This is a genomic window from Blautia argi (assembly GCF_003287895.1).
GTDB lineage: Bacteria > Bacillota > Clostridia > Lachnospirales > Lachnospiraceae > Blautia > Blautia argi.
On sequence record NZ_CP030280.1, the window covers coordinates 3,210,695 to 3,236,547 of the forward strand.

18 protein-coding genes and 2 pseudogenes are annotated in these 25,853 nt (G+C 41.3%); 5 read left to right on the top strand and 15 right to left on the bottom strand.

Annotated features, from left to right (window positions below):
• On the bottom strand, positions 1–3,144 hold the full coding sequence (gene ileS, locus DQQ01_RS15455; RefSeq protein ID WP_111920727.1) for an isoleucine--tRNA ligase: 3,144 nt from the start codon (positions 3,142–3,144) through the stop codon (positions 1–3).
• A 645-nt stretch (positions 3,145–3,789) separates the two neighbouring features.
• Between ileS and DQQ01_RS15460 the strand changes: the two genes are divergently transcribed.
• On the top strand, positions 3,790–5,331 hold the full coding sequence (locus DQQ01_RS15460; RefSeq protein ID WP_242980440.1) for a D-alanyl-D-alanine carboxypeptidase family protein: 1,542 nt from the start codon (positions 3,790–3,792) through the stop codon (positions 5,329–5,331).
• Positions 5,332–5,359: 28 nt separating this feature from the next.
• On the top strand, positions 5,360–5,731 hold the full coding sequence (locus DQQ01_RS15465; RefSeq protein WP_111920728.1) for a VOC family protein: 372 nt from the start codon (positions 5,360–5,362) through the stop codon (positions 5,729–5,731).
• A gap of 136 nt (positions 5,732–5,867) precedes the next feature.
• On the opposite strand, the gene DQQ01_RS15470 is transcribed toward DQQ01_RS15465, so the two are convergent.
• From DQQ01_RS15470 to DQQ01_RS15520, 11 genes and pseudogenes are all read right to left on the bottom strand, one after another.
• Complete coding sequence (locus DQQ01_RS15470; RefSeq protein ID WP_111920729.1) at positions 5,868–6,341, bottom strand: MazG family protein; 474 nt, start codon at positions 6,339–6,341, stop codon at positions 5,868–5,870.
• A 24-nt stretch (positions 6,342–6,365) separates the two neighbouring features.
• On the bottom strand, positions 6,366–7,829 hold the full coding sequence (locus tag DQQ01_RS15475) for a nicotinate phosphoribosyltransferase (protein ID WP_111920730.1): 1,464 nt from the start codon (positions 7,827–7,829) through the stop codon (positions 6,366–6,368).
• Positions 7,830–7,897: 68 nt separating this feature from the next.
• Positions 7,898–8,467, bottom strand: a complete 570-nt coding sequence (locus tag DQQ01_RS15480) for a M15 family metallopeptidase (RefSeq protein WP_111920731.1) — start codon at positions 8,465–8,467, stop codon at positions 7,898–7,900.
• Positions 8,468–8,607: 140 nt separating this feature from the next.
• Positions 8,608–10,332, bottom strand: coding sequence for a heparinase II/III domain-containing protein (locus DQQ01_RS15485; RefSeq protein WP_111920732.1), 1,725 nt, complete (start codon positions 10,330–10,332; stop codon positions 8,608–8,610).
• Between the two features lie 16 nt (positions 10,333–10,348).
• Entirely contained in the window at positions 10,349–11,509 is a 1,161-nt protein-coding gene (locus tag DQQ01_RS15490) for a glycoside hydrolase family 88 protein (protein WP_111920733.1), read from the bottom strand.
• A gap of 2 nt (positions 11,510–11,511) precedes the next feature.
• Positions 11,512–13,221 carry a DUF2264 domain-containing protein gene (locus DQQ01_RS15495; RefSeq protein ID WP_111920734.1) on the bottom strand — a complete coding sequence of 570 codons (1,710 nt, stop codon included), beginning with the start codon at positions 13,219–13,221 and terminating at the stop codon, positions 11,512–11,514.
• 15 nt (positions 13,222–13,236) lie between these two features.
• Positions 13,237–14,083 (bottom strand): annotated as a pseudogene (locus DQQ01_RS18310) (carbohydrate ABC transporter permease).
• 21 nt (positions 14,084–14,104) lie between these two features.
• A pseudogene (locus DQQ01_RS18475) lies at positions 14,105–15,018 on the bottom strand (carbohydrate ABC transporter permease).
• 125 nt (positions 15,019–15,143) lie between these two features.
• Positions 15,144–16,508, bottom strand: a complete 1,365-nt coding sequence (locus tag DQQ01_RS15510) for an ABC transporter substrate-binding protein (protein ID WP_111920735.1) — start codon at positions 16,506–16,508, stop codon at positions 15,144–15,146.
• Positions 16,509–16,522: 14 nt separating this feature from the next.
• Complete coding sequence (locus tag DQQ01_RS15515) at positions 16,523–17,605, bottom strand: zinc-dependent alcohol dehydrogenase family protein (protein ID WP_199797970.1); 1,083 nt, start codon at positions 17,603–17,605, stop codon at positions 16,523–16,525.
• A gap of 174 nt (positions 17,606–17,779) precedes the next feature.
• Positions 17,780–18,391 (bottom strand): YesL family protein, encoded by a 612-nt coding sequence (locus DQQ01_RS15520; RefSeq protein ID WP_162624339.1) that lies wholly within the window; start codon positions 18,389–18,391, stop codon positions 17,780–17,782.
• A 227-nt stretch (positions 18,392–18,618) separates the two neighbouring features.
• Between DQQ01_RS15520 and DQQ01_RS15525 the strand changes: the two genes are divergently transcribed.
• Positions 18,619–20,448 carry a sensor histidine kinase gene (locus tag DQQ01_RS15525; protein ID WP_111920737.1) on the top strand — a complete coding sequence of 610 codons (1,830 nt, stop codon included), beginning with the start codon at positions 18,619–18,621 and terminating at the stop codon, positions 20,446–20,448.
• Positions 20,433–22,055: a response regulator gene (locus tag DQQ01_RS15530; RefSeq protein ID WP_111920738.1), complete on the top strand. Its 1,623-nt coding sequence runs from the start codon at positions 20,433–20,435 to the stop codon at positions 22,053–22,055. The genes DQQ01_RS15525 and DQQ01_RS15530 overlap by 16 nt, the downstream gene beginning before the upstream one ends.
• Positions 22,056–22,163: 108 nt before the next feature.
• On the opposite strand, the gene spoVT is transcribed toward DQQ01_RS15530, so the two are convergent.
• The 3 genes from spoVT to DQQ01_RS15545 all read right to left on the bottom strand — a co-directional run bounded on the left by spoVT (position 22,164) and on the right by DQQ01_RS15545 (position 24,689).
• Positions 22,164–22,706 (bottom strand): stage V sporulation protein T, encoded by a 543-nt coding sequence (spoVT, locus tag DQQ01_RS15535; protein WP_111920994.1) that lies wholly within the window; start codon positions 22,704–22,706, stop codon positions 22,164–22,166.
• 269 nt (positions 22,707–22,975) lie between these two features.
• Positions 22,976–23,311, bottom strand: a complete 336-nt coding sequence (locus DQQ01_RS15540; RefSeq protein ID WP_242980442.1) for a hypothetical protein — start codon at positions 23,309–23,311, stop codon at positions 22,976–22,978.
• A gap of 31 nt (positions 23,312–23,342) precedes the next feature.
• Complete coding sequence (locus tag DQQ01_RS15545; RefSeq protein WP_111920739.1) at positions 23,343–24,689, bottom strand: MATE family efflux transporter; 1,347 nt, start codon at positions 24,687–24,689, stop codon at positions 23,343–23,345.
• A 156-nt stretch (positions 24,690–24,845) separates the two neighbouring features.
• Between DQQ01_RS15545 and DQQ01_RS15550 the strand changes: the two genes are divergently transcribed.
• Positions 24,846–25,826: a transglutaminase-like domain-containing protein gene (locus DQQ01_RS15550; RefSeq protein ID WP_242980443.1), complete on the top strand. Its 981-nt coding sequence runs from the start codon at positions 24,846–24,848 to the stop codon at positions 25,824–25,826.
• The last annotated feature ends 27 nt before the right edge of the window (positions 25,827–25,853 follow it).

Sequence of the window (25,853 nt, forward strand, 5' to 3'; positions counted from 1 at the left end):
TTATGAAAGTTTTTCCACTCCTAATTTTACACCTTCTGAGTTAATTTTCCAATCTTTTGTATAACCCTTTACTTCATTATAAACAACTTCTTCTGCCAATACTTCGGATTTGATTTCTTTTTCGTGTACGCGGAAAATCCCCTCAATAACCTGATTCTCTGCAAGAGATACACGAATCTTATCCATGACCTCAAATCCCGCCTCTTTACGCATGGTCTGGATTTTGCTGATAATTTCTCTTACAAATCCCTCTTCAATCAGTTCCGGTGTCAGGTTGGTATCCAGAACAACAGTAATATCGTTGTCATTTTCAGAAACATATCCTTCCATCTGTGCCATATCAATGAGCAGATCGCTTTCCAACAGCACGATTTCCTCGCCGTTTACAGCCAGCTTCAGTTCTCCCTGTGCTTTTAACTCGTCCATAGCTTTGTTTCCATCCAGTTCAGCCAGAGCTGTCTTAATACCGCCCAAAAACTTGCCGTATTTCGGTCCTACAGTCTTCAACTGTGGCTTAAAGGTGTAGGAAGTAAAGTTCCTTACATCATCGGTAAATTCCATTTCTTTTACATTTAATTCATCTGTAATAATGTCTTTGTAGAAATCAGAAAGTTCGAACGGCGCTTTTACAAACATTTTTCCGATTGGCTGACGGTTCTTGATGTTTGCCGCATTTCTGCAGGCGCGTCCCATAACAACCACCTTTAACAAATCGTCCATGTTTTCTTCCAGCTCTTTGTCAATCCACTCTTCCTTCACTTCCGGGAAGTCACAAAGATGAATACTTTCCGGTGCGTTCTTATCCAGACTTCTCACCAGGTTCTGGTAAATATCCTCTGTCATAAACGGAACCATAGGAGCAGCTGCCTTGGAAATAGTCACAAGGGCTGTATACAGTGTCATGTATGCATTAATCTTATCCTGCTCCATGCCTTTTGCCCAGAAACGCTCGCGGCTTCTTCTAACATACCAGTTACTCATATCATCTACAAATTCCTGTAAAGCTCTTGCGGTTTCCGGAATCCTGTAAGCAGCCAGATTTTCATCTACGGCTTTTACTACCGTATTCAGCTTGGATAAAAGCCATTTGTCCATAACCGGAAGCTTATCGTATTCCAATGTATATTTTGTTGCGTCAAATTCATCAATGTTTGCATACAGTACAAAGAATGCATAAGTATTCCAAAGCGTACCCATGAACTTACGCTGTCCCTCCTGCACGGCTTTTCCGTGGAAGCGGTTTGGCAGCCATGGCGCACTGTTTACATAGAAGTACCAGCGGATTGCATCTGCGCCGTATTTTTCCAGTGCATCAAATGGGTCTACGGCATTTCCCTTAGATTTACTCATCTTCTGTCCGTTTTCGTCCTGTACATGTCCCAGTACAATAACGTTCTTGTATGGCGCTTTGTTAAACAGCAGTGTAGATTCTGCCAGCAGGGAATAGAACCAGCCTCTTGTCTGGTCTACAGCTTCAGAAATAAAGTCTGCCGGGAACTGCTGCTCAAACAATTCTTTGTTTTCAAATGGATAGTGGTGCTGTGCAAAAGGCATAGCTCCTGAGTCAAACCAGCAGTCAATTACTTCCGGTACACGGTGCATTTCCTTTCCACATTTCGGACACTTGATGGTAATTTCATCAATATATGGTCTGTGCAGTTCTACGGTTTTCGCTGCTTCGTTCCCACTCATTTCAAAGAGTTCCTGTCTGCTGCCGATGGCATGCATATGTCCGCATTCGCATTCCCATACATTCAGCGGAGTTCCCCAGTAACGGTTACGGCTGATGCCCCAGTCCTGTACGTTTTCCAGCCAGTCGCCGAAACGTCCTTTACCAATGCTTTCCGGAATCCAGTTAATGGTGTTGTTGTTGCGGATTAAGTCGTCTTTTACTGCAGTCATCTTGATAAACCAGGATTCTCTTGCATAGTAAATCAGCGGAGTATCGCATCTCCAGCAATGAGGATAGCTGTGTTCAAACTTTGGTGCAGAGAAAAGCAGCTTTCTTTCGTCCAGATCCTTTAATACTTCCGGGTCTGCTTTCTTACAGAAGGTACCTGCCCATTTGGTTTCCTTTGTCATTTCACCTTTTTCATCAACTAACTGCAGGAATGGAAGGTCATATTTTCTTCCCACCTTGCTGTCATCTTCACCGAATGCAGGCGCAATATGAACCACACCGGTACCGTCTGTCAATGTTACATAAGTATCACAAACAACATAATGTGCTTTTTTATCCAGCTTTTTAAAATTATATAAAGGCTCGTATTCTTTATATTCCAGTTCTTTTCCAATATAAGTTTCCAGAATTTCGTAAGCCGGTGTTCCCTCTTCTCTTTCAAGAGAACCAAGCACGGTATCTAAAAGAGCCTCTGCCATATAGTAAGTATAGCCGTCTGCTGCTTTCACTTTTACATACTGTTCTTCCGGGTTTACACAAAGCGCCACATTAGAAGGCAATGTCCACGGAGTTGTGGTCCATGCCAGAATATAAGCGTCCTCGTCTTTTACTTTAAAACGTGCAATGGCAGAACGTTCTTTTACATCTTTGTAGCCCTGTGCTACTTCCTGCGCAGAAAGCGGTGTTCCGCAGCGCGGACAGTACGGCACGATTTTGAATCCTTTGTATAACAGGTTTTTGTTCCAGATTTCTTTTAATGCCCACCATTCGGATTCAATATAATCATCATGGTAAGTAACATATGGATTGTCCATATCTGCCCAGAAACCAACGGTAGAGGAGAAGTCCTCCCACATGCCTTTGTATTTCCAAACGCTTTCCTTACATTTATCAATAAACGGAATCAGACCGTATTCTTCAATCTGCTCTTTTCCATCCAGCCCCAGCAGCTTTTCCACTTCCAGCTCTACCGGAAGACCGTGAGTATCCCAGCCTGCTTTTCTCGGAACCATTTTGCCCTTCATAGTACGGTATCTTGGAATCATATCCTTGATAACACGGGTCAGCACATGACCGATATGGGGTTTACCGTTTGCTGTCGGCGGTCCGTCATAAAAGGTATAGGTTTCTCCTTCTTTTCTCTGTTCCATACTTTTTTTGAAGATATCATTATCTTTCCAGAATTTTTCAATGTTCTTTTCGCGTTCTACAAAGTTTAAATCCGTAGTAACTTTCTGATACATGGTTTTTCTCCTCTCTCTGATTGACTAAAAGGAATCTCGTCTGCGAGATTCCTGCGCGCGATCGGTGCCGTTAGCGGCTAATTTCCTTCCCGCGAGCTGCGCATTTTCACACGAAGTGTTTTTTATTGCATAGGATTCCCAGGAAATTTCCTATGCAATAAAAAACTCCCGTCCTGTAACAGGACGAGAGCAAATACGCTGTCGTTATACCACCTCTTACAACATACACAACATTTCTGTCTTCATATGCGTTCCTTTTAACGGAGGAAATCCGGCATCTCCTACTTGATTCAGATAGCAACTCAGGAGTGATTTTCTTTCACCGCTACTGGTACCGGATTTCCACCCTCTCCGGCTCTCTGTTACGTTGGCTTGCAGGAATTGCACACAGAAAAGATAAAATATCTGGACTATGCAAATTCTGTCAGTGAAATACTCTCTCCGTCTTGGTTTTTCTCATATATCAAGTATTATACTGAATCTGTTTGGAGGTTGTCAAGAGGGATTGGGGTGGGAACAGGGATTTTCCAAATTTTATTGATATAATTCCTCAAACCGCTTATAATGTACATTAGTTTACCATAGAAATTTTATGCCGCTGCCACAGACTTCTCCTGCCTGGCAGGCGGCAGAACGGAGATTTATATGAAAAAGAAATTTTTTCTTCTGCCAGGTGTTCTCTGCATGGCTGCAAGCCTTTGTCTGAATACCGGCAGAATTCCTGTCATGGCTGCTGCCCCTGATAGCAACGGTGCAGGAAATACTGCTTCAACAGCCCCGGCTGATACCAACAACAATGCCAAGCAAGAACAAAAGCCGGAAGTGCCGGAAAGCTATAACTGGGAAATTCAGTCCAACAAAATTCCGGGGTGGCCGGAAGGGCCAAAGGTTGTTGCTGAAACTGCGATTTTAATGGACGTAAATTCCGGCGAAATTCTATACGCAAAGGGAATTGATGAAAAACGCGCGCCTGCCAGCACCACAAAGATTATGACTGCCATGCTGGCTCTGGAAAAGGTTCCCTTTGAAACCCAGATTACCTTTACCAATGAAGTTAATAATATTGAACCCGGCAGTACTCACATTGGCATCAAGCCCGGCGAAACACTGACTATGAAGGATTGTGCTTATGCCATTCTCCTTGCTTCTGCCAATGAAGTATCCTCAGGAGTTGCTGAATATATCGGAGGCATAGTTCCCAAATTTGTAGAGGAAATGAATCAGCGCGCCAAAGACCTTGGCTGTAAAAACACCCATTTTGTCAATGCAAACGGTCTTTACAGTGAAGACCATTACACAACGGCCAGAGATTTGGCTTTGATTGCCCAGGCTGCTTTTCAGAGCGAAACCTTTCGTGAAATCATTAAAACACCGTACTATATTGTACCGAAAACCAATATTACCAATGAAGAACGGTGGCTAAACAATCATCACAAAATGGTGCTGGACGGTTCTGAACATTATGACGGCTGTCTGGGGGGAAAAACGGGGTATACGGAAAAAGCAGGAAATACGCTTGTAACTTACGCAGAAAGAAATGGTACAACTCTCGTATGTGTGGTTCTGGCTGATAATGTATCTCATTATGCGGACACAAGGGCTCTTTTGGACTACGGCTTTCAAAATTTCCAAAAGCTGACCGCTGAAAACACATCACTTGCTCCTGCTGAAAATGATGATTTCGGCGCTTATCTAAAGGAAAACGGACTCCTGAACACAGTAATCGACCATTCTTCTATGAATATTCCTGCAAATGCGAAGGAATCTCTCACCTATAAGGTGAATCTGGAGAAAAATACAGTAAACATAGATTACTATTATGGAGAAACTGCTCTGGGAAGCTCTGTACAGGAAGCTTCCTCTGAAATTCTGCAGGCTGCGGATACTTTTCATCTTCAGGAACGCCAAGCCCAGCAGTCTGCGGCTGCAAATCCAAAAGCAGACTCCGAAAATACAGCTTCTTCACAAAGTGCCGCAAAGCCTGGAAAAACTTCCTCTCTTGACGGCTTCTGGGGCGAAGTTCTGAATATATTCCATGAACTTCCCAGTTGGAAATATCCGGCTCTGTTTCTTTTAGCCGCTGCCTTTATCTTTTACATTGTAACCTTAATTGTAAAGATAAAACGTTCTCTGCGAAGACGTAAACGCAGAAAAATAAAAAAACCAAAAAAAGGAAAACAACAATGAAGGTAACTTATATTGGAGGATAAAACTTATGAAATTTCAAATGATTCACGAAAACTACAATGTAAAAGACCTGGAAAAATCCCTGGCTTTCTATGAAAAAGCGCTGGGGCTTACAGAAAAACGCCGTATCAATGCAGAAGACGGTTCTTTTATTATTGTCTATCTTGGAAATGAAACAACGGATTTCGAACTGGAACTGACCTGGTTAAGAGATTTTGACAGAGCATACAATCTGGGCGACTGCGAATTTCATCTGGCATTTCGCACTGATGATTTTGAGGCTGCACATAGGCTTCACGAAGAAATGGGTTGTATCTGCTTTGAAAATCCGACAATGGGAATTTACTTTATCTCTGACCCGGACGGTTATTGGCTGGAAATTTTGCCGCAGAATAAATAACCCTGTTCCAGACTTTTCTATGCTGAAAGAACAGCAATAAAAAGCACCGCAAAACAGCACTCAGAACTGTAAATTTCTCTGACTTCTGTTTCTATGCGGTGCTTTCTCCTCTTTTTCTCTGTTTTTTATCTGTGTCTTACTGGAATCCTTTTCGTTCTCTGGCAGCATCAATCAGTGTTTTTGCTTCCTCAAAAGCCGCCGGAAGATAAGATTCGGTCCATTCCTTCCCTGCTTTTTCCGCCTTTTTAATATCATTCCATCTTGTCACCACTTCTCCGGACTGATTCACAGTTTCTTCACCAAACACATGAGGGTGCCTGCGAATCATCTTATCGCTGATACCGCGGCATACATCTTCTAAGGTAAACAGTCCTTCTTCTTCCGCTATCTGTGCATGCAAAACCACCTGCAAAAGCAAATCACCAAGTTCTTCCTTCAGGTTATCTGCATTTCCGGTAGCTTCCAGAATGTTAATACCGCACACAACCTCTGCAGCTTCCTCCATACAGGCCGGCTTCAAACTCATATGCGTCTGCTCTCTATCCCACGGACAGCCATCTTTGGAGCGAAGGCGAGCCATAATTTCTTTTAATCTGTCAAATTCTTTCATGATAGGGACTCCTTTTATAATTTTTTACTCAATCGCTGCCTGTCCCATTTTCTCCAGAAGCTCAGACTTAATCTTATAAAGCTTGTCTGACAAATCCACAAAAACCTCCTGAGGATTGGTGAAACGTCTTGTTTCGTCCCAGAGTGTATCTAATTCCTTCTGACATATATCTCTGATTTCCATGACAGAAGGAGAGGTATAAACACAGTGCCCTTTCTGGAATACAGGAACCAGAAGCTCCCTTAAAATGTAAGAGCCGCCGGCAAGCTTTGTCTTTTTCCAGGTTGCCATAGGATCAAAGATAATCATATCCTCTTCCGGATTGAACACCTCGTCTTCCAGACAGATTAAATCTGCACGGATTTTCCCGGTAGCTTTGTCATAAATACGCATAATGGTCTTGTTGCCGGGATTTGTGACCTTTTCTACATTTTCGGACAATTTGATTTTCGGAACAAAGTCGGAATCCTCTTTATTTTTAATCGCTGCCAGCTTATAAACACCGCCGAAGGCAGGGTTGTCGTTACAGGTAATCAGATTAGTTCCCACGCCCCAGGAATTGATTTTCGCACCCTGGGCTTTCAAGCTCTCAATCAGGTATTCGTCCAAATCACTGGAAGCAGAGATAATCGCGTCCCCAAATCCGGCTTCAGACAGCATTCTGTGTGCCTGTTTGGACAGATAAGCCAGGTCGCCGCTGTCAATTCGGATTCCGTATCCCTTCATGGGAAGTCCGGCCTCTTTCATTTCTTTAAAGACCCGAATAGCATTTGGAACGCCGGAATTTAACACATCGTAAGTATCTACCAGCAGAATACAGGCATTTGGATACAGGCTTGCATAGGTTTTAAAGGCTGTATATTCATCAGGGAAACTCATAATCCAACTGTGGGCATGAGTTCCTTTTACCGGAACGTGGAACATCTGTCCTGTCAGTACATTGGATGTTCCGATACAGCCTCCAATCATGGCAGCTCTTGCGCCATACAGCCCTGCGTCAGGTCCCTGGGCTCTTCGTAAGCCAAATTCCATAACACCGTCACCTTTTGCGGCGTATACCACACGGGAAGCCTTAGTAGCAATCAGACTCTGGTGATTCAGAAGATTCAAAATAGCAGTTTCCACTAACTGTGCTTCCATAACAGGTGCGATAACCTTTAAAAGGGGTTCTCTTGGAAAGACAACCGTTCCTTCGGGAATGGCATAAATATCTCCCGTAAAATGGAAGCCTCGCAGATATTCCAGGAAATCGGAATCAAAAATATTCAGACTCTTCAAATAATCAATATCGTCAGGAGAAAAGTGTAAATCGCGAACATATTCAATAATCTGTTCTAATCCTGCAGCAATGGCATATCCTCCGCCGCAGGGATTTTTTCTGTAAAATGCATCAAAAACCACAACCTGGTCTGTTGGATTTTTAAAATACCCCTGCATCATAGTAAGTTCATATAAATCTGTCAGTAATGTTAAATTTAAGGCTCTCATAGACAGCACTCCTTTGTGTATTAAATAAAACCATTATACCACGTTTCCCCATAAATACAAAAAGTTTTCTACAGGTTTCCGCGAGGATTAGAAAGCATCTGATGGTATTCCTCCAGTGTCAGCCCGGTAAGAGAAAGGTAGAGGGACAGAGTTTTCCCCACAAAGCGTATATGCCAGGGTTCCCAGGGATACTGGGTAATATGTTCTTTTCGCCGGGGATAGCGCAGAATAAAACCATAAAGGGGCGCATTGGTTTTCAGCCATTTTCCTTCCTTTGTGTATGCGAAGGCCTCTTCCAGTTCAAAATTTAAAGAAGCACAGGAAATATCAAGGGCAAGCCCGGTCTGATGTTCACTGGTGCCGGGAGGCGCTACGGCGCTGCTGCTTCTTGCCAGAGCGTTTCGATATAAGCTTTCCTGTCTTTTATAGGAACGGTAGCCGGAAACACCCATGAGGGTTATATTGTCAGAAGCAGCCTGATGAAAAAGTCTTGCGGCAGCTTTTGCTGCTGTTTTCTCCATAAGAGTCTTTTCGTCATGTGCAGAAGTATCAAAAGGAATATGGGCTTCTGCAAGGCATGGCGGAACATAGGAAGAAGTCAGCGGGTGAGATTTATTTACAAGAAGAGTATAAGACATACGGAAACACCTGCCTTTCATAATGGCTATATTTTATGTACGAAAGAGGTGAAATAGAATAGGAAAATACAGAAGAAAGGATTTATTACAAAGATAAAGAGCAGACGGGAACCCGCAGAAGTTTCACACTGTCTATAAAACTACTTTTTCGAAACTTCTACCGAGAACTCCGTACAGGCATATTCGCCTCTTTCTTCCACCTCCCAAAGCATTCGATACACACTTATTATTTTCCCATTATGAAGCGCATGTTTGACTTCTTCTGTCCAAAGCTGCTTCCCCTGTGTCTGAATACAGCAACTGGCTTTTTCTCCTGTCAGCAAAAATCTGTCTTTTTCTATTACGGGTTCTATATAAGAAATTAAATTTTCCTGTATCTCACCGCATTTCCAAAACTCATCTTTTACAAACAGTTTACCAGAAGAAAACTCAAACCGCAAACTCCTTACCATTTGTTCTGCTGCATTTTCCTCATATGCTTTCTCAAATTCTAATGCAACATATCCATTCTCATCTGTTTCAAATCGTGTACAGCAATGCTGTGTTCCTTCTTGCTGCCCCCTGCCTCTGATAACAGGAACATTATGGCTAAAAGAGTGATTGCAGAAAATCTCATATCTGTGTTCATTAAAATAGTTTTTTGTATATTCTCCTGCTCCCAAATCCGGCAAAAAAAATTCCTCTCCGGAAAAAAACAGAAAACTTCCCACATCATTGTGATTATGGGGTTCTCCATTATGACCGCCTTTTACAGCCATTCCTGTACCAGTATCATTCTCACAAATGACCCATTGAGAACCAGGAAGGGTAATCTGTCCCGATTTCTCCTCTTCCGGAAAAAAACTGCTTTCTTTTTCTGTCTTCTCCAGATATTTCTGTGTCCATACAAGATCTCTGAAAGCCCCCATCCAACGATAGCAGGTATCTTCTGTCAAATTTGCTGCTAACGAAAAAGACGGCAATCGAACACTCTCATACCGCATGGCAAGATAGCTGCTGAGTCCCGCCCGAAAATGTTCTTTACTGTTTCCGTCTGAAAAACTCAGTGTTCTGCCATTTCCAAAATAACATTTCTGCTGAAATCCGGCAATCTTTTCTACTTTTGGATTTGCAAATAAATCTTCTTTACCCTTTGTAAACTCCAAAAGCTGCTCCGCAAATCCCGTAAAGTAAGTCATTCCGTAAGTAAAATAGGATAATCCCTCCAGACAGGCTCCGTCTTCTCCAAATCCTGCCAGAAAATATTTCATATTTTCTGTAACACGTTTTAAACATTCCCTTTGTCTTTCCGGCTCTTTATGCATCAGGTACATTGCTGCACTCCCGACAGAGCCATTACAGACAGCACACCAATTCAATGTACAGTTTTCCCACCAAGCATAAGGAGATTTTACACTCAAAAAAGGATTTAAAACTCTACGGTATATTTCTTTCTTTGCAAGGTTTCTTACCTCTCGTCTTATAAAGGATTTTTCCACGGAAATAATTTCTGAAAGAGCCTGTGCTGTTTCTGCAGCAAACAAGTCCACCGTAAGCTCCCAGCCCGGTATTGTTCTGTCTACGTGTGCAGGAAGCGCCCAGCACTGTTCTTTACAAATTTCTGCAATCACTGCTTCCAGCTTTTCGGAATATATTTTTTCTCTTCCTTTTTCCAGCCAGACCTGCAGACCAAAAACCATCAGGAATTTCCTTCTACTGAAATATTTATTCTCATAAACCAGACGATTTCCTGTCTGCTCATACAAGGCAAACTCCTGCTCTGTCAGCTTTGGCATCTCCTGATTCAAAAGTACCTGTGCTTCTTTTTGGATATCCTCCTGATACTTCCTGAGAAAACTCTTAATTTTTCTCTTTTCCCTGCCCATTTTTGTCCTCTTTATCTTACCAATACGGATTCCAGTCCTTTGCCAGTCTTGTCAATGCTTCCATATAAAAATAATCTCCCCAGGAGTTGCATTCATCTACACCCTCATGATTGCATGTATTATATGGCGAATGATTGGAGTATGTACTATGAAGAACAAGCCCATTTGATATTTTGGAATCTGTAACTCTATAATTATCATAAACAGACTTCATCAGCTTTTTAGCAATATCTGTATAATACAACGCGTCTTCCTCTTCCATATATTTTGCCATTTCCAACATTCCGCATGCCGCTATAGATGCACTGGAAGAATCTCTTGGCTGGTCGTCGCCATCTGTAAATTCCAAATCCCAATATGGAATCAAATCTTCCGGAAGATGTTCCAGGAAATATTGAGTCACATGCTTAAAATTCTCAATATATTTCTTTTCTCCTGTATACCTGTAAGCCAACGCACAGCCGTAAATTCCCCAGGCCTGGCCTCTTGCCCATGCAGAACCGTCCCTGTATCCCTGACAGGTTGCGCCATGGTCAGGAGCCCCTGTTTTCATATCAAAGTAAAACGTATGCCAGGTCGAGTAATCTTCTCTTATGACATTTGCAATCGCAGTATGAATATGCTTCTCCGCAATTTCTCTGTATTTTTTCTCTCCTGTTTCCTCGGTTGCCCAATACAAAAGCGGAAGGTTTAAAAGACAGTCAATAATCAGCCTGTAATTTTCCGGTTCATTCATGGGACCCCAGGCCTGAATAAATTCTCCAACCGGGTGATATCTTGTAATCAACTGATCCGCTGCCTTAATTGCAGCTTCTCTTCCCTTTTTACTTTCTGTCAGCTTATAGGCAGCCACACAGGAAAGAGAATACAAAAATCCCATATCATGATGATCCACTTCATATTTATCATTAATTCTTTTCAAAAAGCTCTCAACCTGAACATCTGCTGCTTTTCTGAATGCCTCATCATGCGACCACTCATATGCAAGCCAGATTTCCCCTGTCCAGAACCCTGTAGTCCAATAATTATTTTCGATGGGTTTATAAAATCCATTTTCTGAAAATGCATTTTGAAATTTATCTGTAAATTCCTCCAAATTGCAGCGTACCTGTTTTACCGCAAACTCCATACCATTTTGTATATCTTCAGATGTAATAACCGGCTTATTCTCAAACATACCTATCTCTCCTTTATCTCGACTTTTATTTCAGTCACAAACTCTGACTCTCCCACAGGAATAGAATAACTTACAGACGGCAGCAATGTTTTGGGATTTATCAGATTTGTATTGGGATCTGCTGTAATTATAGTTCCTTCCCCCTGTTTTCCACATACTTCACAATAACTGCTGCTGTTTTCCACACGGCTGACACCTTTTTCCTCTGTTTGTACACAATGATCCTTCAATGCCGCACTGATACAAAAACCACAGTCATATGCTATACAGGATCTGTCGCTGTTTATTTTATGCCTCCTTATATGTCCGGTTTCTGTGGGAATCACCGTTGTTTCCACCATGATTCCCGGATAAGGACTCCATTTAGACCAGACCTCCTGCTCCCGTATTTCAGAATCCTCACAGATTCTTCGTACATATACATATCCATCAATGATAAATGCCAGCATACTATCCGGACAATTTTCGTGAAGTTCATAGCAGGAACGGGCAACCGAAAAGGCAAGCTTTGTATCATATGCAAATTTTCCGTATTTCTCCACAGAATGTCCATGTCCGAAAGCACTGAATACCCCCGGCGTGTAGGCTGTATTGTGATGCCGATAATGTTTTACCAGCATTTCTCCATAAGGCATAGCACACTGAGAAATTTCCGAAGGATATTTTTCTGCTTTTGCCTTCCAGAATGCATGATTATCCGGAAGCGCCAGAAAAGCAAAATATTTCATACTCCAATAAGCAGAGCCGGGACCATTATACTTTTCAGACATCATTAAATTCGGATACCCGTAGCCTATGGTCAATATTCCGTTTCTGTCAAATACCGGCAAACTCAGCCAATATTTCATATGCCGTACAATAAGACCTTTCATCACCCCTATTGGCAGAGGTTCGATTCCGCAAAGAAGGCATGCCGAGAAAAAACTCACCTGTGCAAAACGATATGTCAATGAACGTCCAAAAGGCAATGCAGCGCCGTCCTCGTCAAACCAGTATAGAAACTGCTTTGCAAATTCCATAGAACGCCTTTTCAGCCTTTCACTTCTCTCCCTGTCTTCCTGCTGTGCAAATTTTGCATAGATAAGACCGTAAAAATGAATGGCAAAGGATACATAGTAATCTCTCTGGCAGGAATCCCCATCTCGATACCAGCCCTCTCCCAGATAAAAACTCTCTGTCATGTCCAAGGACTTCTTCATCTGCTCTTCACTATAAGGGGCGCCTACATTTTTAAGCCCCAGATTTACCAATACCCGGAACATCTGCCAGTTACATTCTGGAATTTCATGCTGGTTAATGGTATAAAGATACGCGGCAAAATTCTTTTTTTCTCTTTCTGTTAAAGGCTCCCAGAATTTTTCCGGCGCCATCAAAAGCCCATACCCCATGGCAGCCATTTCCACAAATCTCTGGTCAAATTCTCCTGGATTTCCCCAGTACTCTTCATCTTCTGGGTCTGTACCTGCCACCAGTCCTTTCTGATAACAGCTTAAAAACCACTCGTCCTTCCCACCGCCTGCAAAAAAAGGAACTAATGCCCACAGTGGTCTTGAGAAAGCTTCCATATAAATTGCCTTCTGATCATAATTGGTAGCTGTGTTTCCTAAATTCAATCCTGCTCTATGTGTACTGTAATAAGGCTTTAAAGGATTTAGAAATTCCAGCATCAATTCCTGAAAATCCTCTTTTGTACTCCAATCTTTTACTTTCATATCGTCCTCCTCTTCCTATCCTTTTAATCCTGTAGACGCAACACCCTCTACAAAATATTTCTGCAGACACAAAAATACAATCAACACAGGAATTAATGTAATCACAGAGCCCGCCATAATCAAACCATACTCTGCGGAATACTGACCTACAAACATTTTAAGACCAAGCTGAATGGTTTTTTTAGATTCTGTTTTTAAATAAATCAGTGGCCCCAGATAGTCGTTCCAGGTATTTACAAAAGTAAAGATAGTCAGTGTGGACAATGCCGGCTTGGAAAGAGGAAGCATAATAGAACGGTAAATCCGATATTCACTCATACCATCAATACGTGCTGCTTCACAAAGAGAATCCGGTATTCCCATATAGAACTGTTTCATCATGAATACTCCAAAAGCAGAGAATGCCTGCAGGCATATCATTGCAAGAAGTGTATCATTCAATCCCATTTTTCTCATCATAATAAACTGTGGAACCATATATACCTGCCACGGCATGGCAATCGTAGCAATATACCCTAGAAACAGCGTATTCTTGTGTTTAAAATTCAGTTTTTGCAAATGCGTATGCTGCAAAGCTACTGGTTAAAAGCTGCAGAAATGTTACAACAATTGTCAGAATCACTGTATTTCCAATAAAAGTTCCCAGAGGGATTTTCGTCCAGATTTCCCGATAATTTTCCCAACGCGGAATCTCCGGAATCCATCGAAACGGCGTCATCTGAAATACTTCTGTTTTTGATTTTATGGAAGCGGAAAGCATCCACAAAAACGGAACAATCATTAATGCGGTAATCGCGATTAAAAGTGTATAAATCAACACTCTGTTTATGCGTCTGTGCTTTGATGCAGACCTTGTTTTCATAGTTCTCTCTCCTTTCCCTTCCTAATCATTTTCATATTTTTTCTGTCCACGGAACTGAATCAGGGTAACTGCCAGAACCAGAACAAATAATACCATGGCTACAGCGCTGGAATATCCCAAATCCCACTCCTGGAACGCCTTCTGATAAATATAATATACCAGAACAGTAGAGTTTGTACCCAGCTTTCCGTCAGCGCCTCCGGCAAGCATAATTGCAATATCGTATACCTTAAAGCAATTAATCGTCAGCATAACCGTTACAAAGAAAGTAGTCGGTCTAAGCTGAGGCCAGGTTACATATCGGAATTTTTGCCAGGTTGTGGCCCCATCAAGACTTGCCGCCTCATAAAGTTCTCCCGAGATTCCCTGTAAACCTGCGAGATAGATTACCATATAGTATCCCATATATTTCCATACACTAAATAAAATCAAAGTCACCAGAACCAGATTTCCGCGCCAAACCAGTTCGGAAGATTTTCCACATGACATACATAATACAGAAACGCATTCACCGGCCCTTTACTGGGGTGAAAAATCATACTCCACACTGCCGTAATCGCTACCAGAGAAGCAACATAAGGAAAAAATGCAATGGTTCTGAACACTCCCCTCGCCTTTACCTTCTGATTCAGAATAATTGCCAGACCCAAAGATGCCATCATGGTTAAAGGAACCGTTCCGACACAGTAAATAATAGTATTAATAAAAGATTTCTTGAACATGGTATCAGAACCAAGACGGATAAAATTATCCAGTCCTGCAAACTGAATCGCATTATTTCCGTCCCATTTGAGAAATCCCAATGCAAATGCGAAAATAATGGGAATCAATGTAAATACTGCAAACCCTATAAAATTAGGCGCAATAAAGGAATATGCTACAAGCGCTCTTTTCCTGTCACGGCGCACTCTGCTCTTTTCTATACTTTTTTCCATAATTTTCCAGCCCTATGGCATAACTCCTTTCTTTTCCGCAAAGGAAAATTTTCTTTTTAAATGCCAGAAAGGAACTGGTATCTTCCCAGTATATCCAGTTCCTTTCTACTTCTTGCAAAATTTAATTATTTGCCGATTTTACCTACTTCTTCATTCATCTTGGCAATTCCTTCATCAATAGAAAGATCTCCGTTCATAATATCTTTATGATACGTATCCAAAATCGTATTAATCTCAGAGAAATTCTTATCATACGGAGCTTCCAGATATACCTTGCCCGGTTTTAATGCCTCAATGCTGGTTTCGTCCTGTGGAAAGCCGTCTAAAGAAGCAATCACATCTGCTGTTTCATCATTTAAAAGCGCCGGGAAAGAACCTGTTGCCGCTACAATTTTGGCTCCCTCTTCTCCACATGCAAATTTAATAAAATCCCATGCTGCATCTTTATTTTCAGAAGAAGTCGGTATTGCTAAACCTGTAAGAGAACCTATGGTTGCTCCCTCTTCTGCCCCTTCCGGGTGAGGATATTTTGCAATTCCCCAGTTTCCGCATAATTCAGAATCATATTCTCCATTTGCAAGTTCTGTAATCAAGGTAGAAACATACCAGCTTCCCATATTCATGGTTGCTACATTTCCCTCTGAAAAAGCTGCGGAATAGTGAAGCTGTGAAGCATTGGTATCAATATAACTCCTACAAATGCCATCTTCTTCCTGTTTTTTCACCATTTCATAATATGGCTTTGTCCAGTCATAATTTCCATCTAATACGGTATGTTTTCCATCTAAAATTCCGAAAAGTTGTACGGTACTTCTCCAGTTATGGAAATGGGATCCATATGTAACATCAGAACCAAATCCTGTCTTTGCAACCTTTCTTGCCAGTTCATCCCATTCCTCCACAGTCATATTGTTTGTCGGATAATCCACATTAGCAGCATCAAATAAATCTTTGTTATAGTACAGCACCCAGAAGTCATTTCTAAACGGCATTTCCAATATCTTTCCGTCTGCCTTCATCTGGTCTGTCACTCCATTGTATACGCTTAAATCAATATTATCCGCAGAAACTCTCTCTGTTAAATCTTCCAACACACCTTTTGATACCAGAGTGGTATAACACTGCATATCCTTGACTGTAACTACATCAAAATCTGAGCCTTCTCCGGAAAGTTCGGTGGAAAGAACTGTCATATAATCCGCAGAACCCAAATCCATAATTTCAATTCTCACATCAGGATTTTTCTCCATGTAAGCATCTGCAATACCGTCCCAGTAGGTAACCAAATCCCTGTCCCACATAGCCCATTTCAGAGTCGTAGATGCATCTGCATTCTTTTCTTCTTTTTTATCCTCTGATTTTTTATCGCTCTCTTTATTTGTACTGTTTTCTTTTTCTGAAGCAGTATCCCCACTGCCGCCTCCGCAGCCCGCTAAAGTTCCTGCCGCCAGCACAGCGCCCATCAATACACTAACCAGTTTTTTTCTCATACCTTTTCTCCTTACTATTTTTCGTTCTGATCTCCAAATACAACTGCAACTTTTCCACATTGACCGCCCGCCATGAGTTCATAGGCTTCCCCCGCCTTTTCAAGAGGAAATTCATCTGTAATCAAATCTTCGGGGTGGATATTCCAACGCACCAGACGTTCAACCAACTCTTCCATTTTCCAAAGACTGGTTACCCAGGAACCGTATATTGTCTTCTGTCCGTGTATAATATCCGGACTTGGATTAAAGGTGCAGGTTCCGCCTTCTCCTATAAAGACAATTTTTCCTCTGTCCCTTGTGGCACGGATAGCAAGCTGACGCCCTGCATCATTTGCACTGGCATCAATCGCTCTCTCTACACCATTTTCGCCTGTAACTTCCATAATTTTCTCCAGCGCATCTTCTCCCGGTTTAAATACATAATCTGCCAACCCCAGCTTTTTCGCAAGATTAATACGGTAATCGTTCATCTCAATACCAATCAGCTTATTTGCTCCCATAGCTTTTGCTAACATCAACGCTGCCAATCCTACAGGACCTAAACCAGTCACCAGAACTGCGTCATTTCCGCAGATTCCTATTTTTTCGATTCCTTCGTAAACTGTTCCGAAACCACATGCCACCTGCGCTCCATCTTTATAAGTAAGCTCGTCCGGCAATGCAATTAAATCTTTTTCTTCTGCCAGAATATACGGCGCCATACCACCATTTCTCTGCCAGCCATACGCCTGGCGATATTTACTTTTACATGAGATGTAATAACCTCTGCGGCAGTCATTACATACACCACAACCGGAAATATGATATACAATTACACGATCTCCCTTTTTAAACCGGCGAAGCCCTTCTCCTTCTTCTACAATCACGCCGCAAGGTTCATGTCCTGCAACAGTCCCCGGGATATAACCCTCCGGTCCTTTTCCCACATGCTCACGATAAATACAGCGGATATCACTTCCACAGATTGTTGTTGCTTTTGTCTGAATCAACACCTGTCCATGACCCGGTTTCGGAATTTCAAATTCTTTCATTTCCACAGAACTGTTTCCCGGAAGTGTTGCTCCTGTCATTGTTTTCGGAATCATTTTTACTGCCATTTTATTGCCCTCCTTCTTGTGTTTTGCATGCTTCAAGTATACGGATTCGCTTATTCTTTTTCCATGGATTTAATTATCATTTCATGTGTTATTTTTTTCAGTTTTTTCTTTCCCTTTCTTTCGTTGTCTATATTTTTATTTTCTATACAATTTTTTATCTTTTCCTGTAATTTTTCATTCCAGAACAAAATGATACTGTTTAAACACAACATAAAGTATCTTTCCGTGAAGATATGCACATAATCCCACGGACAAAATCAGGACAGGTGCACATACAAAGACTCCGATTGCCAACAAACATGTGGTTGTAGTAATCATAAGAATGGTCCAGCCTATATTCTTTACTGCAATCATAAATGCCAGCATTAATATTTTCTTTATCCCTGCCTGACATCTTGCCAGAAGAGGGAACGTATACGTTAAAATCATTATGTAGAAAGCTGTCAGTATCACAAACATAAAAAATATCATAACACCAACGCCGCTTTTAAACTGATAATACCAGGTCAAATCCGTAATCAGGAAAATCCCCAATCCGGCTAAAATACACCACATAAATGTTGCCTGTCTGAAATTCTCTCGAAAAGAATGAAAAAAATCTTTCACTACATACCCTTCCTGATCTTTTGCCAGTTTCATTCCGGCATAATAAAGGGCTGTAGTGGAGGCGCCTATGGTAAAAACAGGAAGACTTGTTACCACCCATAACACCGTCAGTACCATCATATCAAATACTTTCCCCATAAATCTCCATATAGGATTGTCCAAATTAAAAAATTCTGCCATTTCCATACCCTCCTTTTTCTCAAAATTATACTTCTTCCTTCTTTTCTTTGACTATGTATTTAATTATCATTTTCTGTGATATTTCATACGTTTTTTTCTACTTTTTATAAAGCATGCATTTTTTTAAGTTTTTATATACTTTTTCTCTCTCTTTCCTCTGAAACATACATAGGTATCCAAGATATGATATAATACACTCAACACACAAACCGACAAAGGAGTTAGACATGAAACACTCATTCTATAAAACAATTAAAGGCCGTTTTCTTTTAATTGTCTGCTCACTGATTATTGTTTTAAGCATTGGAATTATTACATTTACTTATGTTACCTTTTATAATCGACTGGAAAATAATGTCATACATTCCACAGATTCCAGTCTTTCTCTTCTTGCCAATGATATTAATAAGAAATTGTCTGACATCTATAGCTATGCACAGTGGTGCCAGAACAATAATACCGATATTATCAATTATATAAAAACAAGCCCTTCCTCCCCGTCATATGGAAGGATTACGACTCGGGCAAAAGAGCGAATGGACGAAGAATATCTTCGGAATCCTGCACATACCTATATGCAGCGAGTGATTATTGCAAATTCTGAACGGGAAGATTTTCTTCAATATACTTCTTCCTATTACTCTATATCGCGCCCCATGGTAAAACTTATTACGGAATTTTCTTATTACGAAACAGCTATGTCTGAATCTTCCTGTACCTTAAACTGCGGACTTCAAAAAAGTCCCCTGGGAAGGACTCCCACGGATTGTTTTCCTGTTATCCAGCCAATTAAAAACCTTTACAGTATCCATGATATCGGATTTGTCTATATTGAGATTTCCCCTCGCCTGCTGTCCGATACGGTATTAGAGTATACAACATTAGCAGACAGTCTTCCCTTATACTTCACAATCGGAGACGCAACGTATCTCATAAAAGAAAACCAATTAGAAAAACTTTCCGACCATTATGAACTTCTGAAAAAAAACCGTAAAAAGCTTTCTAATAACGGACATCAATATTTAGAAATCCATAAAAAAGGAAAAACGCAAAGGCTGGTTACCATTCCTTTAGAAACAGAACATTGTTATATCACACAAACAATCCCTGACGAATTGTTTCATCAACAACTGCAAAGTTATCTGTTTTTGATTGTAACAATCCTGTTTCTTTTGCTGCTGCTTGGAACCTTTCTGTATTTTCTGCTCGCCAGGCTGGTAAATAATCCTGTTACTGCACTAAATAACCGCCTGACCTGTATTGCCAAAGGTGACTTTACAAAAGATGCTGCGATTGAATGGGAAAATGAATTAGGAGATATTGGCAGAAGTATAAATAAACTTTCTGCCGATATTCAGGATTTAATGAATAAACGTATTGAAGATGAAAAAGAGAAAAAGGATTATGAGTACAAAATGCTGCAAAGCCAAATTAATCCCCATTTTCTTTACAACACCTTAAATTCTATTAAATGGATGGCCATTACACAAAATGCACCCGGAATTTCAGAAATGGTAACTGCGCTGTCCCGGTTATTAAAAAACATTGCAAAAGGTTCAAAAACAATTGTCACAATACAAGATGAATTCTCTTTTTTAGACGACTATTTTCTGATTCAGAAATACCGCTATGGAGGTGCAATTCGTCTGGAGTACAAGATTGACGACAAGGAATTATTGGCAAATAAAATTCTTCGCTTTACGCTTCAGCCTATTGTAGAAAACGCTATTTTTCACGGTATTGAGCCCAAAGGCTGTGAAGGAATTATTACGATACACCTCTATTCAGACGATAAAACGAAAATAAAAATTGATATCACAGACAATGGTATTGGCATGACTCCCGAACTGATTCAAAAAATTCTCTCTGAAGACGAACCGGATAAATCTCAGTTCTTCAGAGATGTGGGAATAAGCAGTGTGCATAAACGCTTACAATATACCTTTGGCAGCACCTGCGGATTATTTATCCACAGTGTTCCGGGAAAATCCACTACCATGACCGTTACTTTAAAAAATACACTGGAGGAAGGGACTTTAGAATGTACAAGTTATTAATTGTAGACGATGAACCATTGGTTCAGGTCGGATTGAAATCCATGCTGAACTGGAATACACTCCATATTGAAATTTGCGGAATTGCCGGAAACGGACAGGAAGCCTTGGATTTAATTGCCCGGCTTAAACCCCACATTGTAATTGCAGATATCCGTATGCCTGTAATGTCCGGTCTGGATTTGGTTCGAAAATGTCGGGAACAAACAGGCGAACTACCTGTTTTTATCATGCTTACCAGCTATGAAGAGTTTGAATATGCCCGTGAGGCTCTGAGATATCATGTAGCCGAATATCTTGTAAAACTGGAACTGACGCCGGAATCTCTGGAATCCGCAGTAAAAGCAGCTCAGATACGTGTAGATACTGCTATTAAAAAGCAGGATTCTTCTGCATTATTTTCTAAAACAGAACCCACTCCTGCTTTTGACTTACAGACTCTCCAAGATCGTTTTTATATCCGGCTTTTGAATAATCTCTTCGAAAACGAAGAAGAATTTTCACGACAGTCTGAAGAACTTCAGATTTGTCTGAACAGTCCCTGCTATGCCGCCGCACATTTAGAACTTTTATCCACAGATACTTCTGATACAAATGCTGCACAGCAACTTACACTTTATAACAGTACCTTGCAGATGTTTCATAAAATTATGGGCAAGTTTTTTCCCTGTCAGATAATATCTCTGGATTTACGCTATTGGGCGGTAATTTTTTCCTTAGACAATACAAATGACAAAGAAACCATTTCTTTTCTGAGAAATGCCTTCCGGGAAACCGCTCAAATGCTTCACAATTATTATAATGTAACGATTTTGGCTGCTGTCGGACGATTATTAAAACAGCCTGAAAATCTCAGTTCCTCCTACAGGGACGCTAAACAGCTCTCTACCCAATTAACTCCTAAGAATCCTCTTTTGTTTTTCGATGAGCTGCCGAAACATCAGACCCTGCGAAATGTGTTTGATATGACACTTTTCCGAGAACCTTTAAGAAAAGCTTTTGATGAATTTGATGAGGACGCATTACACGGAGTATTTCTTTCTATTTTTGACCTTTTTGAGTCCTCCTCGCCGCCATATACTCAAGTCATGGACGCTGCCAGCAATATCCTTCATCTGACTCTGACACTCTTATCTGACGGAGCTGATATAGCCACAAAAATTTTCTCTGCAGAGCCTGACGGATACCGCTCACTTTACCGCCAGACTTCTGTAAACCAAATTATATCTTATATGGAAAAACTGGACAGTGGATTGTGCCATATTTTTCAAGAACAGAAAAAAGACTATAAAAATCATATTGTTACCAATGTAAAAAGATACATTTCCGCACATATTGGCGAACATCTGACTTTGCAAAATGTTGCCGATGCTTTCTCTATAAGCCCAAATTATCTGAGCCAGCTCTTTAAAAAATATAACGATACCGGCTTTAACGAATACTGTACACAAATGAAAGTTGAGAAAGCAAAGCAACTGCTTCGCAATGAAAACCAAAAAGTTTATGAAGTTTCGGAAGCTCTTGGCTTTGAAAGCGCCTTCTATTTCAGTAAGGTCTTTAAAAAGGCTACCGGAATGGCTCCAAAAGACTACCAAAATCATATACTTTAACCAATATTGACACAAAACACTCATAAAGAAAGGATGCAGCACGAAACACCAGGCAGTATATCTGCCCGGTCTGTTTTCGTACCGCATCCCTTCTATTACATTGTTCTTCTACTGCTCCATTTGGCGTCCCAGAAATCCTGCTGCTGCCTGCGCCAGTTTTTCTTCTGTTTCAGAAAATTTTCGCCCTCCTGCTTTTTCCAGAATTAAAACTGCACCTACCGCATCTCCAGCACAGGTAATGGTATCAATCACCTGTGCGCCGTATTCTGTTCTGTCATCTTCCACAATTTTGATACATTTTTCTTTTTGCAGGCACACGTTTTTCCTATCTGCAATAACCTCTTCCAGTTCTCTGTGTATTCTTTTATCTGCAAATTCCTTTGCTCCACTGCCCGCTGCTGCAATAATCTGATCACGGTCTGCAATACATGCCATACAGCCTGCCGCCTGGGCAAGCGCTTCTGCATACTCCTTTGCAAAGGTTCCCAGTTCTCCAATGGGCGAATACTTTTTTAAAATAATTTCCCCTTCCCGGTCTGTGAAAATCTCCAGAGGGTCGCCTTCTCTTATCCTAAGCGTTCTTCGGATTTCTTTCGGAATTACCACTCTGCCAAGATCGTCAATTCTGCGCACAATTCCTGTCGCTCTCATATAAAAATCCTCCATTTACATTTATCTTCTTTGTTGTTTATAAATGTATTATTTGTAAAATGAAGGAATTTATACCTGAGATTTGGTGCAGATTCGTATGAAAAAAGGAGCCTGGCTATAGCCCACCGAATTTTGCATTTTACAAACCCGAATGGCAGTACGCAAACCAGAATCTCCATACTGCTATTCTTGACGTTTACCTAAATCTCTAATACCAGTTCACTTACCGTTTCGATATCTTTCATCTGTGCCACAAAAATAAGTAATTTTCATTTCTCCATAATCCCAAGAGAAAGAAATATGGGATACAAATAGCTCGCCCCAAAGCAATTCAACTTCTTCGGTCCTTTCACCCTTCCCTCAAGCTCCTGAACCTCCAGAGCCTTCCAGAAAGCAAGACTGACACTGGCTCTGGTAATGGACTTATCCTTTCTGGTGACAAACATCTCATTTCCCCTGATTTCATACACAAATTCCAGATTCTTTACAGTGTAAAAAGGCTGTCCCTGAAAAGCCGTTAAAGTCTGCCACAGCATCTCTTCCAGTCGCTCCCTGTCTTCTCTTTCGGCAATGGACTTTTTCAACTCTTTTAACTGCACCTGCACACCGCACCTCCATTTTCCTTTTTTCAAAAGTTTACGCCAACATTCCCGGCTGCTTCTCTGCCTTTCTCATAACCCAGAGATAATATGGAATTAACGGAATCAAGGCTGCAATCCACGCCGCCGGATCTGACATACAAACCTCTGCAAAGCCTGCATTTGCTGCTGCAATAAACACAATGGCAGCACGGGCAATCAATTCAAACACACCGCCCATCATAGGCACAAAACCGTATCCCATACCCTGCAAGGCATTTCTGTAAAGAAAAATACTTCCAAGAAAAGGATATGCCCAGGCAACAATGTCAAAATAAATTTCCGCTGCATGAAGCACCTCAGTTTCCCCTGCATCAATAAAGATGAAAATCATATATTTTCCAAAGAAATGAATCACAAACATCAGCGCTACGCTGCACACCAGAATCATAACCTGTGTCAGGCGAACACCCTGTTTCACACGATCCATTTTTCCGGCTCCCCGGTTCTGACCCACATAAGTGGCAATGGTAGCGCCAAAAGCCACAAACACGGTACAAATAATATTCTGTATCTTCCCTGCTGCTGAAAATCCCGCCATATAAACAGCACCGTAGACATTGATTGCACCCTGTACAATAATTGTTCCAATAGCTGTAATAGAAAACTGCAGCCCCATGGGGATTCCCAGCCCCAAAAGTTTCTTTATTGTAAGGAAAGAAAAACGGAAATCCTCTTTTCTCAGCCTCAAAACCGGAAATTTCTTAATTATGTAAACCAAACACAGCAATGCGGAAATTCCCTGTGCAATAACGGTTGCATAACCGCAGCCCTCTACACCCATATGGAAAACCACAATAAAAACAATATCCAGCACCACATTGAGAATAGCAGAAATAATCAGAAAATACAGTGGTGATTTACTGTCCCCCAAAGCTCTCAATACCGCAGCCAGCGCATTGTAAGCACAGGTCACTGCCAGTCCTGCATAAATAATTGCCATATAGCCGCTGATGTCAGCCATAAGGTTTTCCGGCGCGTTCATCATTCGCAGAATCGGCTCATTTGCAATCAAAAGTCCGCCTGTCATAACCACTACAAAGCCCACGCAGATGTAAACAGACATGGCAATAAAATGCCTCATTCTGTCTATTTTTCCTGCACCAAACCACTGGGCAACCCAGACCGAAAATCCGCTTGTCAGCCCATTCAGCCACCCGGTTACCAGAAAAATCAGAGAACCTGTGCTTCCGATAGCCGCCAAAGCGTCCACTCCCAGAAACTGTCCTGCAATAATAGAATCCGCAATATTATAAAACTGCTGAAAAATATTTCCCAGACACATGGGAATCATAAACTGAATAATCAGCTTCAGCGGACTTCCCTTTGTCATATCATTTGTCATGCTTTTTCTCCCCTTTGCTTCCTCTTTATACCTTTTATGTCCTTTCTATTCTATCCCATTTTTTCAAAAAATCAAGACATTTTCCTGTTGGAAAAATCTCCTGTACAGTGCTATACTTATTTCATACAATAATTGTACAAATGAAGGAGTATCCCTATGCACCTGAAACATTTTTTTGTGGGTTTCCTGGGAACTTTCCGGCGTATGTTATCTCTGCTTCTGCTTCCCCTGCTTATGATGACAGGCTGCGGCGGCAGTGATGCTTCAAATGCGTCCTCTGAAAACACCCTGAATGACCAGGCTCAGTCAAAAGCAGTACGGGACAGTACCCCCAATGTACTGACGCCTCAGGCTTCCGGCACTGTTCTCCTTGGCGCCGAACCTCTGGTCGCAGATATTTCCAATACTGACCAGGGGTATATTACAGTTCGGTACAACGGCAGCGCTGCCAAAGCCAATATACAGATTACCGGTTCTGACGGCATTACCTATAAATATTTTCTCACCTCTTCCGATACCTGGGTGACATTTCCTCTCACCAGTGGCAGCGGAACCTATGAAATCGCAGGCTACGAAAATATTATGGACAACAAATATGCGTCCCTGTTTAAGGAATCCATAGAAGTCACACTGGAGAACGAACTTCTCCCCTTCCTTTATCCAAACCAGTATGTATTTTTCACACCTGAATCAAAGGCTGTGGAAAAAGCAGCAGAGCTGGTACAGAACTCCGCCTCTGACCTGGAGGCTGTGGAAGATATTTATCACTTTGTAATTGAAAATATTGCTTATGATGAAAAAAAGGCAGAATCTGTGCAAACCGGCTATCTGCCGGATATTGACTCCACTCTGTCTGAAAAAACCGGCATCTGCTTTGATTATGCGTCCCTGACTGCTGCTATGCTTCGCTCCCAGCAGATACCCGCAAAGCTGGAGATTGGCTATTCCGGAGATATTTATCATTCGTGGATCAGCGTATATATTGAAGACATTGGCTGGATTGATAAAATGATTGAATTTACCGGAGATGCCTGGACAAGAATGGATCCTACCTTTGCCGCAGGCAATAACAACAGTAAAAAAGTTTTAAAATATATCGGGGACGGTTCCAACTATACGCTGCAGTATACCCGTTAATACCACTGTCCCGGAGATACAAAAGAA